At 66.7% G+C, this 15499-nt stretch carries 14 protein-coding genes, 2 tRNA genes and 1 pseudogene; 8 read left to right on the top strand and 9 right to left on the bottom strand.

Annotated elements, in window-relative coordinates:
• The first annotated feature begins 44 nt into the window (after window positions 1-44).
• Window positions 45-1288 (top strand): annotated as a pseudogene (locus G6N54_RS31290) (hypothetical protein).
• Between the two features lies 1 nt (window position 1289).
• Window positions 1290-2120, top strand: a complete 831-nt coding sequence (locus G6N54_RS08940) for an oxidoreductase (protein WP_163789728.1) — start codon at window positions 1290-1292, stop codon at window positions 2118-2120.
• 5 nt (window positions 2121-2125) lie between these two features.
• Here the strand turns inward: G6N54_RS08940 and G6N54_RS08945 are convergent, their stop codons facing one another.
• The gene (locus tag G6N54_RS08945; protein WP_163789729.1) at window positions 2126-2809 is read right to left on the bottom strand and encodes a uracil-DNA glycosylase; all 684 of its coding nucleotides are present in this window, start codon (window positions 2807-2809) and stop codon (window positions 2126-2128) included.
• Window positions 2810-2828: 19 nt separating this feature from the next.
• Entirely contained in the window at window positions 2829-3794 is a 966-nt protein-coding gene (locus G6N54_RS08950) for a thiamine-phosphate kinase (RefSeq protein ID WP_163789730.1), read from the bottom strand.
• Window positions 3795-3951: 157 nt separating this feature from the next.
• Here G6N54_RS08950 and G6N54_RS08955 point away from each other — a divergent pair, with 157 nt between their 5' ends.
• Complete coding sequence (locus G6N54_RS08955; protein WP_163794605.1) at window positions 3952-4521, top strand: DUF3515 domain-containing protein; 570 nt, start codon at window positions 3952-3954, stop codon at window positions 4519-4521.
• Here the strand turns inward: G6N54_RS08955 and G6N54_RS08960 are convergent.
• A complete protein-coding gene (locus G6N54_RS08960) occupies window positions 4518-5636 on the bottom strand; it encodes a D-alanine--D-alanine ligase family protein (RefSeq protein WP_372513257.1) in 1119 nt (372 codons plus the stop codon). The two genes, G6N54_RS08955 and G6N54_RS08960, sit on opposite strands and share 4 nt — an antisense overlap.
• A 112-nt stretch (window positions 5637-5748) precedes the next feature.
• The gene (locus G6N54_RS08965) at window positions 5749-6780 is read right to left on the bottom strand and encodes an NAD(P)H-dependent glycerol-3-phosphate dehydrogenase (protein ID WP_163789732.1); all 1032 of its coding nucleotides are present in this window, start codon (window positions 6778-6780) and stop codon (window positions 5749-5751) included.
• A 119-nt stretch (window positions 6781-6899) separates the two neighbouring features.
• Between G6N54_RS08965 and cofC the strand changes: the two genes are divergently transcribed.
• The 3 genes from cofC to mutT1 all read left to right on the top strand — a co-directional run bounded on the left by cofC (window position 6900) and on the right by mutT1 (window position 10833).
• Complete coding sequence (gene cofC / locus G6N54_RS08970) at window positions 6900-7550, top strand: 2-phospho-L-lactate guanylyltransferase (protein WP_163789733.1); 651 nt, start codon at window positions 6900-6902, stop codon at window positions 7548-7550.
• Window positions 7551-7636: 86 nt separating this feature from the next.
• On the top strand, window positions 7637-9814 hold the full coding sequence (locus G6N54_RS08975) for an RNA degradosome polyphosphate kinase (RefSeq protein ID WP_163789734.1): 2178 nt from the start codon (window positions 7637-7639) through the stop codon (window positions 9812-9814).
• Between the two features lie 71 nt (window positions 9815-9885).
• The gene (mutT1, locus tag G6N54_RS08980; protein WP_163794606.1) at window positions 9886-10833 is read left to right on the top strand and encodes an 8-oxo-(d)GTP phosphatase MutT1; all 948 of its coding nucleotides are present in this window, start codon (window positions 9886-9888) and stop codon (window positions 10831-10833) included.
• A gap of 68 nt (window positions 10834-10901) precedes the next feature.
• On the opposite strand, the gene G6N54_RS08985 is transcribed toward mutT1, so the two are convergent.
• The 3 genes from G6N54_RS08985 to leuC form a co-directional block, all read right to left on the bottom strand.
• Window positions 10902-11519, bottom strand: a complete 618-nt coding sequence (locus G6N54_RS08985; protein ID WP_163789735.1) for an HU family DNA-binding protein — start codon at window positions 11517-11519, stop codon at window positions 10902-10904.
• A gap of 213 nt (window positions 11520-11732) precedes the next feature.
• Window positions 11733-12329, bottom strand: coding sequence for a 3-isopropylmalate dehydratase small subunit (gene leuD, locus G6N54_RS08990; protein WP_163789736.1), 597 nt, complete (start codon window positions 12327-12329; stop codon window positions 11733-11735).
• A 20-nt stretch (window positions 12330-12349) separates the two neighbouring features.
• Window positions 12350-13777, bottom strand: coding sequence for a 3-isopropylmalate dehydratase large subunit (gene leuC, locus G6N54_RS08995; RefSeq protein ID WP_163789737.1), 1428 nt, complete (start codon window positions 13775-13777; stop codon window positions 12350-12352).
• 87 nt (window positions 13778-13864) lie between these two features.
• On the opposite strand from leuC, the gene G6N54_RS09000 reads away from it, so the two are divergent.
• The gene (locus G6N54_RS09000) at window positions 13865-14566 is read left to right on the top strand and encodes an IclR family transcriptional regulator (RefSeq protein ID WP_163789738.1); all 702 of its coding nucleotides are present in this window, start codon (window positions 13865-13867) and stop codon (window positions 14564-14566) included.
• Between the two features lie 172 nt (window positions 14567-14738).
• On the top strand, window positions 14739-15251 hold the full coding sequence (locus G6N54_RS09005) for a pyridoxamine 5'-phosphate oxidase family protein (protein WP_163789739.1): 513 nt from the start codon (window positions 14739-14741) through the stop codon (window positions 15249-15251).
• Window positions 15252-15259: 8 nt separating this feature from the next.
• On the opposite strand, the gene G6N54_RS09010 is transcribed toward G6N54_RS09005, so the two are convergent.
• Together G6N54_RS09010 and G6N54_RS09015 are read right to left on the bottom strand one after the other, a co-directional pair.
• A tRNA-Glu gene (locus G6N54_RS09010) sits at window positions 15260-15332 on the bottom strand.
• Between the two features lie 84 nt (window positions 15333-15416).
• Window positions 15417-15488, bottom strand: a tRNA-Gln gene (locus G6N54_RS09015).
• Window positions 15489-15499 lie beyond the last annotated feature (11 nt).

Genomic DNA, 15499 nt, shown 5'->3' on the forward strand with positions numbered 1-15499 from the left:
CTTGCACAACAAGCGTTTTGCACAGCACATCGGAGGAACCGCGCATGCCTGAGAATCCAGTCTCGACCGCATCCCAGCGCGAACAGGAGCTGGCTGCCCTCGACCTGATCGAGCATCCGACCGTCAAGGCCGCCTATCGAACGGTGGCCGAGACGTGGCTGGGCCGGGCCAAGGCGTCGGACGCGATGCGCGAGCGGTTCGACGATTCGTTCGCCGAGGTGATGTTCTCCGCGGCGGTGTGGTCGTCCAACCAGGACAAGCTACGGCCCAAGGTCAGCTGCATCACGCGGCTGGCCCACCCGGTGCAGGGCCGTCGCATTCCCGGATCACGTTGGGGCATCGACAATCCCGACAGCGTCTACCGGGTGATCCCGATTTCGGGCGACGAGCGCTACGAGATCCGTGGCCGCGTTGGCGCCCACCGGATGACCGAGAACTACTTCACGCTCTGGGATGCGCACATGGGTACCGTCGACGTGCTCAACGGCCGCACCATGGCGGTCGAACCCGATGGTAGCTACACGATCTCCGTCGACGCCGACCCGGCCAACGGCCGGCCCAACCATGTGCAGAGCACGCCGGAGGCCCACGAGTTCTACATCCGCGACGTGTTGCTGGACTGGGGCCGCGACGACCCCAATCACATTGAGGTTCAACGACTTGGCGGCACCCCGGTAACACCGGCGCGCACCCTCGACGAGCAGGCCGAGGCGACCGCAGCGATGATGGATTACTTCGCCAACTTCACCGGCAAGCTCAGCCACGGCGTGTACAAGATGCCCGCCACCATTTCAACCTGGCCTGGTCGGCGGACAAGGTCGGCGCGATGCGCAACCGGGTTTACGTGATGGGCCGCTTCGAACTCGAACCCGACGAGGCATTCGTCGTCGACCTCAGCGACGGCGGCGCCGAGTACTTCACCGTGCCGCTGAGCAATATCTGGGGTACCACACTCGATCTGGTCGATCGCACCGGCAGCCTCAACAAGGCGCAGTCCGTCCCGAACCAGGACGGCACCTACACCTACGTGATCTCGCCCGTCGATCCCGGCGTCGCGAACTGGATCGACTCCGACGGCCTGCACGAGGCCATCCTGACCCTGCGCATGGCGGAATTCGGCGAGACCGGTCCGCGCGAGGACCTCGGCGCGCGCGGACGGATGGTCAAGCTCGACCGGCTCGACGCCGAGGTGCCGCAGCTGCCGCGGGTCCGCGCCGAGCAGCGGGCCGACGAGTTGGCCGAGCGGCGCAAGGCGTATCTGCGCCGCCTGCCGGAAGGGACGGCCTGAGATGGCGCGCTGGCTGATCACCGGCTGCTCCACCGGCTTCGGGCGCGAGATCGCCCGCGCCGCACTGGAAGCCGGCCACAGCGTGGTGGTGACCGCGCGCCGGGCCGAGGCGGTGGCCGATCTCGCCGGCGAACACGGCGACCGGGCCGTGGCCGTCGCGCTCGACGTCACCAACGCCGCGCAGATCGCCGCGGCGGTGTCCGCGGCCGACGAGGCGTTCGGCGGGATCGACGTCCTGGTCAACAACGCCGGTCACGGTTACCTGTCCTCGGTCGAAGAGGGCGAGGACACCGAGGTTCGAAAGCTGTTCGACGTCAACTACTTCGGGGCCGTCGACATGATCAAAGCGGTGCTGCCCGCGATGCGTGCCCGCGGCGCCGGCCACATCATCAACATCTCGTCGATGACCGGCCTGGTGGCCAACCCGCCCAACGCCTACTACTCGTCGACCAAGTTCGCGCTCGAGGCGGTGACCGAAGCGCTGGCCACCGAGGTGCGACCGCTCGGCATCAAGGTGACCGCGATCGAGCCGGGAGCGTTTCGCACCGACTGGGCGACGCGGTCGATGAAGGAATCGGGCAGCCCGATCGCCGCCTACGCCGACGTCGCGGCGCGCAAGGACCTGATCAAGCAGTTCGCCGATCACCTGCCCGGCGACCCGCGCAAGGTGGCCGAGGCGGTGCTGATGGTGACGACGCTCGACGAGCCGCCGCTGCGGCTACTGCTGGGCCGCGACGTGCTGAAGGCCATGCGCGACAAGATCACCGCGATGTCGGCGTCGATCGAGGAATGGAAGGCCGTGACGAAGGACGTGAACTTCCCGCAGTCCTGAGCCGGTCAGGGCAGCCGCCAATCGATCGGGTCGGCTCCCATCCCGGTGAGCAGGTCGTTGGCGCGGCTGAACGGACGCGAGCCGAAGAAGCCGCGCGAGGCGGACAGCGGCGACGGATGCGGCGACTCGATTGCTACGCAATTGCCTTCTGCCAGAACTGGTTTGAGCGTCGACGCGTCGCGTCCCCACAGGATCGCCACCATCGGCTGCGAGCGCCCGACCAGGGCTCGGATCGCGCACTCGGTGACGGCCTCCCAGCCCTTGCCGCGATGCGACGCCGGATTGCTCGGACGAACCGTCAGGACCCTGTTCAACAGTAGCACGCCGCGCTGCGCCCACGGCGTCAGATCGCCGCACGAGGGTTGCGGGTAACCGAGGTCGGCGGAGTATTCGTCGAAGATATTCGACAGGCTGCGCGGCAGCGGACGCACCTCGGGAGCCACCGAGAAGCTCAGGCCCACCGCATGTCCCGGCGTCGGATAGGGGTCTTGACCGACGATCAGCACCCGCACCTGATCGAATGGAAACGTGAAGGCGCGCAACACGTTCGGACCGGCGGGCAGGTATTTGCGGCCGGCCGCGATCTCGTCTCGCAGAAATTGCCCCATGTTGGACACCTGCTCGGCCACCGGCTCCAGCGCGGCGGCCCACCCCTGCTCGACGAGTTCACTCAACGGACGTGCGGTCACGTAGCTATTAAAGGACACCTCAACCCTCGAACGACTGCCAGCCCGCGTATCCCCGCCACGGCGCGCCATCGACGAGCACCCGGGCCGGCCCGTCGAGCACCTGCCCGATGACGCGCCAACCGGGTGGCGCCGGGCCGCCGAAACACGCCACCAGGGCGTGGTCCTCGCCGCCGCCCAACACCCACGACCATGGATCGATACCCGCCGCCGCGCCGGCCGCGCTCAGCGCGTCGCGATCGGGAGCCAGCGCCGCGGTGTGTAAGTCGATACCCACACCCGACGCGTCGGCGACGTGGCGCAGATCGGCGACCAGGCCGTCGGAGATGTCGATCATCGCCTGCGCGCCCGCGGCCGCGGCCACCACGCCCTGGCCGTAGGGCGGCTCGGGCACCAGATGGCGGGTACGCAATTCGTCGAACCCGCTGATCTCGTTGTGCCACAGCGAATATCCGGCCCCCGAACGGCCGAGTTCACCGGCGACGGCGACCACCGCACCGGGCTTCGCCCCCGACCGCAATACCGGCGCCCGGCCGCCCAGGTCGCCGAGCACCGCCACCGACAGCACCCACAGCGGGGAGCGGACCAGATCACCGCCGACGATCCCGGCGCCGACTCGCGCGGCCTCGGCCCACATTCCGTCGACCAGGGCGTCCGCGTCCGCCGCCGGGGTGTCGGCGGGCGCGCCGAAGCCGACCACGAAGGCCGTGGCCCGTCCGCCCATCGCCTCGATGTCCGCGGCGTTCTGGGCGATCGCCTTGCGGCCGACGTCGCGCGGCGTGGACCAGTCCAGCCGGAAATGCCGGTCCGCCACCAGCATGTCGGTCGACACCAGGGCGCGGCCGTCACCGGTCGACACCACCGCCGCGTCGTCGCCGGGACCCAGCAGCACGGCGTCGGGCTGAACACGACCGCGCACCAACCGGTCGATGACGGCGAATTCACCGACCTGGCCCAGTGTCGTTGAATCTCCGGTTTCTTCGCGCACGGCACCTCCTCCTGCGCGGCGTGGCCGGGTGAGGCCCTCGTATAGGGTTCCGACCTGCGGTAAGTTTGGTCACTGCCCGCGCCAGCGGACGGCGCCAGTGTATGAGATGGGAGGTGCCCGGATGGTCGATGCCACCGGCATCGACGGCCGGGCGAAGATGACCGGTTCGGACTCCGACGACCCAGGCGGACCGCCGCGGGCCCTGCTGATCGCCGCAGTCGTGGTGGCCGTCCTCGCGATCGGCATCGTGCTCGTCATCGCGGCAACCCGTCAGGCGCCGCCGCAGCCGGTCGCCCTTCCCACCGTGCCGGCGCCGCAGGCCGCGAGTCCGGCATGCCACGCGCTGTCGACCGCGCTGCCGCAGCGCCTCGGCGACTATCAACGCGCGCTACTGGCACAGCCGGCACCCGAGGGCGCGACCGCGTGGCGTAGCGGAACCGGCGACGAACCGGTGGTGCTGCGCTGCGGGCTCGACCGCCCGACCGGCTTCGTGGTGGGATCCCCGATCCAGAGCGTCGACCGGGTGCAGTGGTTCGAGGTGGCAGCCGATCGGGAATCCGCCGCAGACGCAGGCAGATCCACCTGGTACACGGTGGACCGGCCGGTGTATGTGGCGCTGACCCTGCCGTCGGGATCCGGACCGACTCCGATCCAGCAGCTCTCCGAGGTGATCGACCACACCATCACGGCGGTGCCCATCGACCCCGCCCGGCCAGCCGAGCGTTAGCGCAGACCCGTACCCCGGGCCAAGGCCGTTTCGACCATGGTCGCCAGCAGACTCTGATAGTCGATGCCGCTGGCCGCCCACATCCTCGGGTACATCGAGATCGTGGTGAACCCCGGCATCGTGTTGACCTCGTTGATCACCGGGCCGTCCTCGGTGAGGAAGAAGTCGACTCGCGCCAGGCCCTGGCAGTCGATGGCCTTGAACGCCCGGATCGCCAACTGTCGCACCTCGTGGGCGATTTCGTCGTCGACCTTGGCGGGTACATCCAATTCGGCTGCGTCGTCGAGGTATTTGGTCGCGAAGTCATAGAAGCTGTCCTCGCGTCCGCGCACACCGGCTACCCGGATCTCCCCCACGGTGCTGGCTTCTACTGCGCCGTCCGGCATTTCGAGCACGCCGCACTCCAGCTCGCGACCGTTGATCGCGGATTCGACGATCACCTTCGGATCGTGCCGTCGCGCATCCGCCACCGCGGCGTCCAGTTCATCCCAGCTCGCCACCCGGTTGACACCGATCGACGAACCACCGCGCGCGGGTTTGACGAACACCGGCGAGCCCAGCCGCTCACGCTCCTCGGGGGCCAGCGTGCGCCGTGACGGGCGCAGCACCACATACGGGCCAACCGGAATTCCCTCGGCGACAAGCAGCTTCTTGGTGAATTCCTTGTCCATCCCGGCAGCGCTGGACAGCACGCCGGCGCCGACATACGGCACGCCGGCGAGTTCGAGCAGCCCCTGGATGGTGCCGTCCTCGCCATAGGGGCCGTGCAGCACCGGGAACACCACGTCGACCGACCCCAGCACCTCGCCCGCGCCGGGTGGCAGCGACACCAATTGCCCGCCGCGCCGCGGATCGGCCGGCAGCGCCAGTTCGGTTCCCGACTCGGCGGTCACCTCCGGCAGTTGCCGGTTATTGATTGCCAGCGCGTCCGGGTCGCCGTCGGTAAGCACCCACGACCCCTCGGGGGTGATGCCGATCGCGACCACGTCGAATCGCCGGGGGTCAAGATTGCGCAGGATGCTGCCCGCTGAGACGCACGAGATAGCGTGCTCGTTGCTGCGTCCACCGAACACGACAGCGACGCGCACCCGGCCACCCCCGGACAAGGGGGGCACGTTCGTCGCATCGCTGGCGTTCACAACCTGAAGAGGGTACCGCCTGGACCGCCGACAGGTCGGGGCGCCGACCCGTAACGGGCTGTTGCCGGGCCGCCGGCCGGCGACACGCTCACTCCGGTTTGGTGCTGCGGCCGAGCAGCAGGGCCATCGCGTCGTCGACCGAAAGTCCCTTGTGGCAGACCCGGTGCACCGCATCGGTCAGCGGCATCTCGACGTCGTAGCTGGACGCCAGCGCCAGCACGGATTCGCACGACGTCACGCCCTCGACGACGTGCCCGTCCTTTCCCTCCAGAGCCGACTGCATGCTCGCGCCGCGCCCCAGGCGCTCACCCATCGAGCGGTTGCGCGAATGCCCAGACGTGCAGGTAGCGACCAGATCGCCGACACCGGCCAGGCCGGCCAGCGTCGCGCCCTTGGCGCCCAGCGCGATGCCCAGCCGCATGATTTCGGCCAGGCCGCGGGTGATGATCGCCGCGGCGGTGTTTTCGCCGAGGCCGACGCCGGCCGCCATCCCGCAAGCGAGCGCGATGACGTTCTTGCAGGCCCCGCCGATCTCGGTGCCGACCACATCGCTGTTGGTGTACGGACGGAAATACCCGGTGTTCAGCATGCGCTGCAGGGCGACCGCACGGCCCGAATCGCTGCACGCGATCACGGTGGCGGTGGGTTGACACTCGGCGATTTCACTGGCCAGGTTCGGCCCGGAGATCACCGCGACCTGCGACGGGTCGACGCCGGTCACCGAGACGATAACCTGGCTCATCCGCATCAGGGTGCCCAGCTCGATGCCTTTGGCGAGGCTGACCAGGGTCGCGCCGTCGGTAATCAGGGGAGCCCACTGTTCGAGGTTGCTGCGCAGGTTCTGGGCCGGGACGCCCAGCAGCACCGTCGTCACGCCGTCCAACGCCTCGGCCGCGTCGGCGGTGGCCCGGATGCCTGCCGCCAACTCGGTGCCGGGCAGGTAGGCGGGGTTGTAGCGGGTGGCGTTGATCTGCTCGGCGACATCGGATCGCCGGGCCCACAGCCTGATCTCCGCTTCCGGTGCTCCCGGCGTTTCGAGGGCTTCGGCGAGCACCTGGGCCAGCGCGGTTCCCCACGCTCCGGCGCCCATCACCGCTACGGCGCGCGACGTGCCGACCATTTCTCATCCCAATCTGTCATTCGCATCTGCAGCCGCTACACCCTAGAACAGGGGTGAGCGGGACGTCACCACGACGCTCGCGACCGGGGTGACATCGCGCGCTGGCAGGATTGACTCCCATGAGCGGCTCACGGGGTGACGGCGGCGGCGATGTCGCGTTGATCATCGCCGTCAAGCGGCTGGCCGCCGCCAAGACGCGGCTGGCTCCGGTGTTCTCGGCCCGGACCCGCGAGACCGTGGTGCTGGCCATGTTGGTCGACACCGTGACGGCCGCGGCGGGCGTCGGATCGGTCGGCTCGATCACCGTCATCACACCCGACGACGACGCAGCAGCTGCGGCCGCGGCACTCGGAGCGCAAGTGATCGCCGACCCGACGCCCGAAGGCCACCACGATCCGCTGAACCATGCGATTGCCACCGCCGAGCGTTCGGTGGCCGCATCGTTCGCCAATGTTGTTGCACTGCAAGGCGATTTACCCGCACTACAGACGCAGGAGCTGGCCGAGGCGATCGCCGCGGCGCGTCAGCACCGGCGCAGCTTCGTCGCCGACCGGCTGGCGACCGGCACCGCCGCACTGTGCGCCTTCGGGACCGCGTTGGATCCCCAATTCGGGTCGGATTCGGCCGCGCGGCATCGTCGTTCGGGTGCGATCGAACTGACGGGCGCGTGGCCGGGGCTGCGCTGCGATGTGGACACCCCCGCCGATTTGGTCGCCGCCCGCCGGCTGGGCGTCGGCGGGGCAACCGCCCGCGCCATCGGCCACCCCTGAAAAGGGGCGTCTGGCAAACCTGTCCGGAGCATGAACGGCACGCCAACGGCGGATAGATCTCTACCGAGCGCTAGCAGCACCACCCGGTGATGAGCAATGATTCCATCGTGACCGATATCGAGGCTGAAGCACGGCTTGACGAAACCGCCTGGCAATCCGGCGACAGCGCCCTGGGAGCACCCCCTGCCACGACCCCCGCCGCGGCCGATGACGCGCTGCCAGAGGACCGTTATCTCAACCGGGAACTGAGCTGGCTGGACTTCAACGCGCGGGTACTGGCGCTGGCCGCCGACACCTCGCTGCCCTTGTTGGAGCGAGCCAAATTCCTGGCGATCTTCGCGTCGAACCTCGACGAGTTCTACATGGTCCGCGTCGCCGGCCTCAAGCGACGCGACGAGATGGGGCTGTCCGTGCGCTCGGCCGACGGCCTTACTCCGCGTGAGCAACTGGCCCGCATCGGCGAGCAGACACAACGGATCGCGACCCGGCACGCGCGCGAGTTTCTCGACTCGATACGACCGGCGCTGGCGCGCGAAGGCATTTACATCGTCACGTGGGCCGATTTGGATCAGGCTGAGCGCGACCAATTGTCGACGTATTTCACCGAGCAGGTCTTCCCGGTCCTGACGCCTCTCGCCGTCGACCCGGCGCACCCGTTCCCGTTCGTGAGCGGGCTGAGCCTGAACCTGGCCGTCACGGTCAAGGACGAGGGCGGTCAGCACTTCGCCCGAGTCAAGGTGCCCGACAACGTCGATCGCTTCGTCGAACTCGGCAGCGAGGACGGGAACGACGGGCACGCCGTCGTCCGGTACCTGCCGATGGAAGAGCTGATTGCGGCGTTTCTCCCGGTGCTGTTCCCGGGTATGGAAATCGTCGAGCACCACGCCTTTCGCATTATCCGTAACGCCGATTACGAGGTCGAAGAGGACCGCGACGAGGACCTGTTGCAAGCGCTGGAGCGGGAATTGGCGCGCCGGCGGTTCGGTTCGCCGGTGCGACTCGAAGTCGCCGACGACATGACCGAGAGCATGTTGGAGCTGTTGCTGCGCGAGCTCGACGTCAATCCCAGCGACGTCATCGAAGTCCCTGGGCTGCTCGACCTTTCGTCGCTGTGGCAGATCTACGGCATCGACCGGCCGGCGCTGAAGGACTGGACCTTCATTCCGGCCACCAGTCCGGCGTTCGCCGACCGCGAGACACCCAAGAGCATCTTCGCGACGCTGCGCGAAGGCGATGTGCTGCTTCACCACCCGTATGAGTCGTTCTCTACGAGCGTGCAGCGATTCATCGAGCAGGCCGCGGCCGATCCCAATGTGCTGGCCATCAAGCAGACGCTCTACCGCACCTCCGGTGACTCGCCGATCGTCCGGGCGCTGATCCAAGCGGCCGAGGCCGGAAAGCAAGTCGTGGCAATGGTGGAGATCAAGGCGCGCTTCGACGAGCAGGCCAACATCCGCTGGGCTCGCACTCTTGAGCAATCGGGCGTGCACGTCGTCTACGGGTACGTCGGACTCAAGACGCACTGCAAGACGTGTCTGGTAGTGCGTCGTGAAGGGTCGGCCATCCGGCGCTACTGCCACATCGGAACCGGCAATTACAACGGGAAAACCGCGCGGTTGTACGAGGACGTCGGCCTGCTCACGGCGTCTCCGGATATCGGGGCCGACCTGACCGATTTGTTCAATTCGCTGACCGGCTATTCACGCAAGGTTTCCTACCGCAACCTCCTGGTTGCGCCGCATGGCATCCGGACCGGCATCATCGAACGCGTCGATCGCGAGATCGCCGCCCACCGCGAACACGGCGGCGGCCGGATCCGGATGAAGATGAACGCTCTGGTCGACGAGCAGGTCATCGATGCGCTGTACCGGGCGTCGCGAGCCGGTGTTCAGGTCGAGGTGGTGGTGCGCGGCATCTGCGCGCTGCGCCCAGGCGCGGAAGGCTTCTCGGAGAACATCTCCGTGCGTTCGATCCTCGGCCGGTACCTGGAGCATTCGCGGATCATGCATTTCAATCGCATCAACGAGTTCTGGATCGGCAGCGCCGACATGATGCACCGCAACCTCGACCGTCGCGTCGAGGTCCTGGTTCAGGTCAAGGATCCGAAGCTGACCGCCTATCTCAACGACTCGTTCGACTCCGCGCTGGACCCATCCACGCGGTGCTGGGAACTCGAGTCCGACGGGCAGTGGATCGCGTCGCCGCGGGAGGGTCACACCGTGCGCGACCACCAGGAGTCGCTGATGGAGCGGCACCGCGCCTAGCGCCATGTGGTAATTTTCCAGGCCACCCAATGGCCGGCGTGGCGCTGGCCGAATTGACCTGCAGGAGTGTGGTGTCGGACCAGAACTCGTCAGGCGGTCGGCGCTCAGGGAAGCGGATCGTCTACGCCGCGGGCGCGGTGCTGTGGCGACACAGCAGTGCTGATTCGGAAAACCCCGAACTCGAGATCGCCCTCATACACCGTCCCCGCTACAACGACTGGTCGCTACCCAAGGGCAAAGTGGACCCGGGCGAAACCGCACCGGTGGCCGCGGTACGCGAAGTGCTGGAGGAGACCGGACATCACGCCGTCCTCGGCAGGCGCCTGGCCAAGGTGAGCTATCCAATCGACCAGGGCGTCAAGAAGGTCTACTACTGGGCGGCGCGCAGCACCGGTGGCAAATTCGAACCGGGCAAAGAGGTCGACGAATTGATCTGGCTGCCCGTCGACGACGCAATGAAGAAACTCGACTATGCCCAAGACCGAAACGTGTTGCGGCGCTTCATAAAACAACCAGCAGACACGCAGACGGTGTTGGTGGTGCGCCACGGTACCGCGGGCCGGAAGTCACGCTTTTCCGGTGACGACACCAAGCGACCGTTGGACAAGCGCGGACGCGCACAGGCCGAGGCGCTCGTCGCACAGCTGATGGCGTTCGGCGCCACCCACGTGTATGCCGCCGATCGAGTGCGCTGCCACCAGACGGTCGAGCCGCTCGCCGAGGAGCTCGGGGTGAGCATCGAGAACGAGCCCACGCTCACCGAGGAGTCTTACGCCAAGAGTCCCAAACGCGGCCGGCACCGGATCATGCGAATCGCCGGCCACAAGGGCACACCGGTGATCTGTACGCAGGGCAAGGTGATTCCGGACCTGATCACCTGGTGGTGCGAACGCGACGGGGTGGACCCGGACAAGTCGCGCAATCACAAGGGCAGCACGTGGGTGCTGTCACTGTCCAATGGCCGACTGGTGGCCGCCGACCACATCGGCGGCGCGCTGGCCGCCAACGTTAGGGCCTGACACACGAAATACCCTTCGGGGGCTGCAATGCCGCCCGAAGGGTATTCGCGTCTGAACTGGATACCGACTTACTTGCGACCGCGCTTGGCGGGAGCCTTCTTAGCCGGAGCCTTCTTCGCGACCTTCTTGGCCGGAGCCTTGGTCGCGGCCTTGCGCACCGGAGCCTTGGCAACGACCTTCTTCACGGCCTTGACCGCTTTCTTGACCGGAGCCTTGGTCGCGGCCTTCTTAGCCGGAGCCTTGGTCGCGGCCTTCTTAGCCGGAGCCTTGGTCGCGGCCTTCTTAGCCGGAGCCTTGGTCGCGGCCTTCTTCACCGCAGCCTTCTTGGCCGGAGCCTTCTTCGCAACCTTCTTGGCTGCGCCTGCAACAACACCACGTTTCACGGCCGGTCCTTCCGACGGGAGGCGCTGTGCGCCAGCAACAACCGCTTTGAATTGAGCACCCGGGCGGAACGCGGGGACGGACGTCGGCTTTACCTTCACCGTCTCACCGGTACGCGGGTTACGAGCGACACGCGCTGCGCGGCGCCGTTGTTCGAACACACCGAACCCGGTGATGGTCACGCTGTCGCCCTTGTGCACCGCACGCACAATGGTGTCGACAACATTCTCGACGGCGGCGGTCGCCTGCCGACGGTCCGAGCCCAATTTCTGTGTGAGCACATCTATGAGCTCTGCTTTGTTCATCCAAACCCTCCGAAGTCAGTGGTCCCATTTTGGGAACCGACTAGCGAACACGGTAAACCCTCACCTAGCAAATTTCCAAGCGCCACGCGCAATTTCACGGCGAAGCGACAGGAAATTCCGCAATCCGCTTGCCGCCCTTGGCCGGTGACGCGGACGAAAAATAGGCCTTGATTGCTAAGATGATCGGGGCGAATTACAGCCCAGTCACTGAGTTCATGGGGCGGGTAGAGTGCGCGGTTTCCAGTCCGGACGGGCCGCCTCGAATGATTCGATCTGGTCGAGTTTCTGCAGCGTAAGGGCTATATCGTCGAGGCCCTCGAGCAGGCGCCACGCGGTGTGGTCGTCAATCTTGAACGGCAGCACCGTCGTTCCCGCGGTGATATTTCGATCTTGAAGATTGGCAGTGATTTCCAGTCCCGGACTCTGCTCGATGAGCTTCCAAAGCAGTTCCACGCCGTCTTGGCTGACTTCGGCCGCCAGCAGCCCCGCCTTACCCGCGTTGCCCCGAAAAATGTCACCGAATCGAGACGAGATGACCACCCGGAACCCGTAGTCCATCAACGCCCACACCGCGTGCTCGCGCGACGATCCGGTTCCGAAGTCGGGTCCGGCGACCAAGACCGAGCCTCGGTCAAATGGGCTGAGATTGAGCACGAATGACGGATCCGACCGCCACGTCGCGAACAAGCCGTCGTCGAATCCGGTCCGGGTGACGCGCTTCAAATACACCGCGGGAATGATCTGGTCGGTATCGACATTGGAGCGCCGCAGCGGCACGCCAATCCCGGTGTGAGCGTGAAAAGCTTCCATCTTCGTCCTCGATTTCGTTTTCAGTTCAAGTCGGCCGGGGTAGACAATGTGCCACGGACCGCGGTTGCCGCCGCGACTACCGGCGATACCAAATGCGTACGGCCGCCTTTGCCCTGCCGCCCTTCGAAGTTGCGGTTGGACGTCGCGGCGCAACGCTCGCCGGGCGCAAGCTGATCGGGGTTCATGCCCAGGCACATCGAGCATCCCGCCTGCCGCCATTCGGCGCCGGCGGCAGTGAATATCTCACTGAGCCCTTCGGCTTCGGCTTGCGCGCGCACCCGCATCGAGCCCGGGACGATCAGCATTCGCACGCCCTCGGCCACTGTGCGGTCGCGCAGCACCTCGGCCACCACCCGCAGATCTTCGATACGACCGTTGGTACAAGACCCGACGAACACCGCGTCGACGGCGATTTCGCGCATTGGCATGCCCGGCCGAAGGTCCATGTAGGCCAACGCTTTCTCCGCGGCCTGGCGCTCGTCGTCGTCGGTCATCAGATCGGGGTCCGGCACCGCCGCACCCAACGGCACACCCTGGCCGGGATTGGTCCCCCACGTGACGAACGGGGTCAATGACTCCGCGTCGAGATAGACCTCGGTGTCGAACACGGCGCCGTCGTCGGTGCGCAGCTGCTGCCAGTACTGCAGCGCGGCATCCCACTGCTCGCCGGTCGGCGCGTGCGGGCGACCCCGCAGGAATTCGTAGGTCGTCTCATCCGGCGCCACCATTCCGGCCCGCGCCCCGGCTTCGATGCTCATGTTGCAGACCGTCATCCGGCCTTCCATCGACAGCGATTCGATCGCGCTGCCCCGATATTCGATGACGTGGCCCTGTCCACCACCGGTGCCGATCTTGGCGATCAGCGCGAGGATGATGTCCTTGGCCGTCACACCGGGCTGCAATTCGCCGTCGACATTGACCGCCATCGTCTTGAAGGGCCGCAACGGCAAGGTCTGGGTCGCGAGCACATGCTCGACTTCCGAAGTGCCGATGCCCATTGCGATCGCACCGAATGCTCCGTGGGTCGATGTGTGACTATCCCCACAAACGACCGTCATTCCCGGTTGGGTGAGCCCCAATTGCGGTCCGACGACATGCACGATGCCCTGCTCGATGTCGCCCATCTGATGTAGCCGAACGCCGAATTCGGCGCAGTTGCGCCGCAAAGTCTCGACCTGAGTGCGCGACACCGGGTCGGCAATCGGCTTGTCGATGTCGACGGTGGGCACGTTGTGGTCTTCGGTCGCGATCGTCAGATCCGGGCGTCGCACCGGGCGACCGGCCAGGCGCAGGCCGTCGAACGCCTGCGGGCTGGTGACCTCGTGCACCAAATGCAGGTCGACGTAGATCAAGTCGGGCGCGTTGCCGTCACCCGAAACCACAACATGGTCGTCCCAGACCTTTTCGGCCAGGGTGCGCGGCTTGCCGCCGGGTGCAACGGTTTCCATCGTCAATCTCGCCTCTATTCGCCTCATCCGCGGCTCGCCGATCAATCTGGACTGTGATCTCAGAATGCGAGACGCTAGTATCTCTCTATGAGACAGCATAGCGGCATTGGCGTCCTGGATAAAGCCGTGGATGTGCTGCACACGATCGCGGAATCCCCCTGCGGGTTAGCCGAACTGTGCGAGCGGACCGGCTTTCCGCGCGCCACCACCTACCGCCTGGCCGCCGCGCTGGAGGTACACCGCCTGCTGGCGCGCGACGACGAAGGGCGTTGGCAGTTGGGTCCCGCGCTGACCGAACTTGCCGCTCACGTCAACGACCCGTTGCTGGCCGCGGGCGCCGCGGTGCTGCCCCAATTGCGCGAAACCACCGGTGAAAGCGTGCAGCTGTACCGCCGCGAGGGGACCTCGCGGGTCTGCGTGGCCGCCCTGGAACCGGCTGCGGGCCTTCGCGATACGGTTCCGGTCGGGGCGCGGCTGCCGATGACCGCCGGTTCGGGCGCCAAAGTCTTGCTGGCGCACAGCGATGCCGCCACCCAGAAAGCGGTGCTGGCGACGGCGAAATTCACCGACCGGACGCTGGCCGAAGTACGCCGGCGTGGTTGGGCGCAAAGCGTTGCAGAGCGCGAGCCGGGGGTGGCGAGCGTCTCGGCGCCGGTTCGTGACGGACGCGGCGTGGTGGTAGCGGCGATCTCGGTATCGGGACCCATCGACCGGATCGGCCGGCGTCCCGGGGCGCGCTGGGCCGCCGACCTGCTTTCCGCCGCCGACGCCATGGCGCGGCTTCTGTAGTGGGAGGGCGAGTGTGCGTCCCGGGCGGTCAGTGTGCGCCGACGGCTTCGAGTGTGCGAATACGGCTTCCGGTGTACGGCCACGGCGCGGGCACCCGGCGTGTCGGCGCCGTGGCCGCACAGTCAAAGCCACCAGTGCACACCCAAAGCGGACCGCCTGACATACTGACGCGATGGGAACCAATCAGCGCGCGAGCATCGTCATGTCCGACGATGAGATCGCGGACTTCGTCGTCAAGAGTCGCACCGGGACAATGGCCACCATTGGTGCCGACGGCCAGCCGCATTTGACCGCCATGTGGTACGCCGTCGTCGACGGCGAGATCTGGCTGGAGACAAAAGCCAAGTCTCAGAAGGCGGTCAACCTGATCCGCGACCCACGAATCACCTTCCTGATCGAGGACGGCGACACCTACGACACACTGCGCGGGGTCTCGTTCGAAGGCGTCGCGGAGATCGTCGACGACCCGGACGTCGCACACCGGGTCGGGGTCAGCGTGTGGGAGCGCTACACCGGCCCCTACACCGACGAGATGAAGCCGATCGTCGAGCAGATGATGAACAAGCGAGTCTGCGTGCGCATCGTCGCGCGGCGGGCACGCTCGTGGGATCACCGCAAACTTGGATTGCCGCCGATGCCGGTGGGTGGTTCCACCGCACCGGCCGTGCTGGGGACCGGCCAGTAAAACTTTTGTAGCCCCGATGGGATTCGAACCCACGCTACCGCCGTGAGAGGGCGGCGTCCTAGGCCGCTAGACGACGGGGCCAGAACCGATCCGAGCTACCAGCATAGCTCACCCGACGGGGCCACCTAATCACTCGGCAGCCGCCTGGCAGACTGACGGACCTTGCTGGGGTACCAGGACTCGAACCTAGAATGGCTGAACCAGAATCAGCTGTGTTGCCAATTACACCATACCCCATTGGCTGCCTA

This window comes from Mycobacterium stomatepiae (assembly GCF_010731715.1).
In the GTDB taxonomy this organism is placed as follows: Bacteria; Actinomycetota; Actinomycetes; order Mycobacteriales; family Mycobacteriaceae; genus Mycobacterium; species Mycobacterium stomatepiae.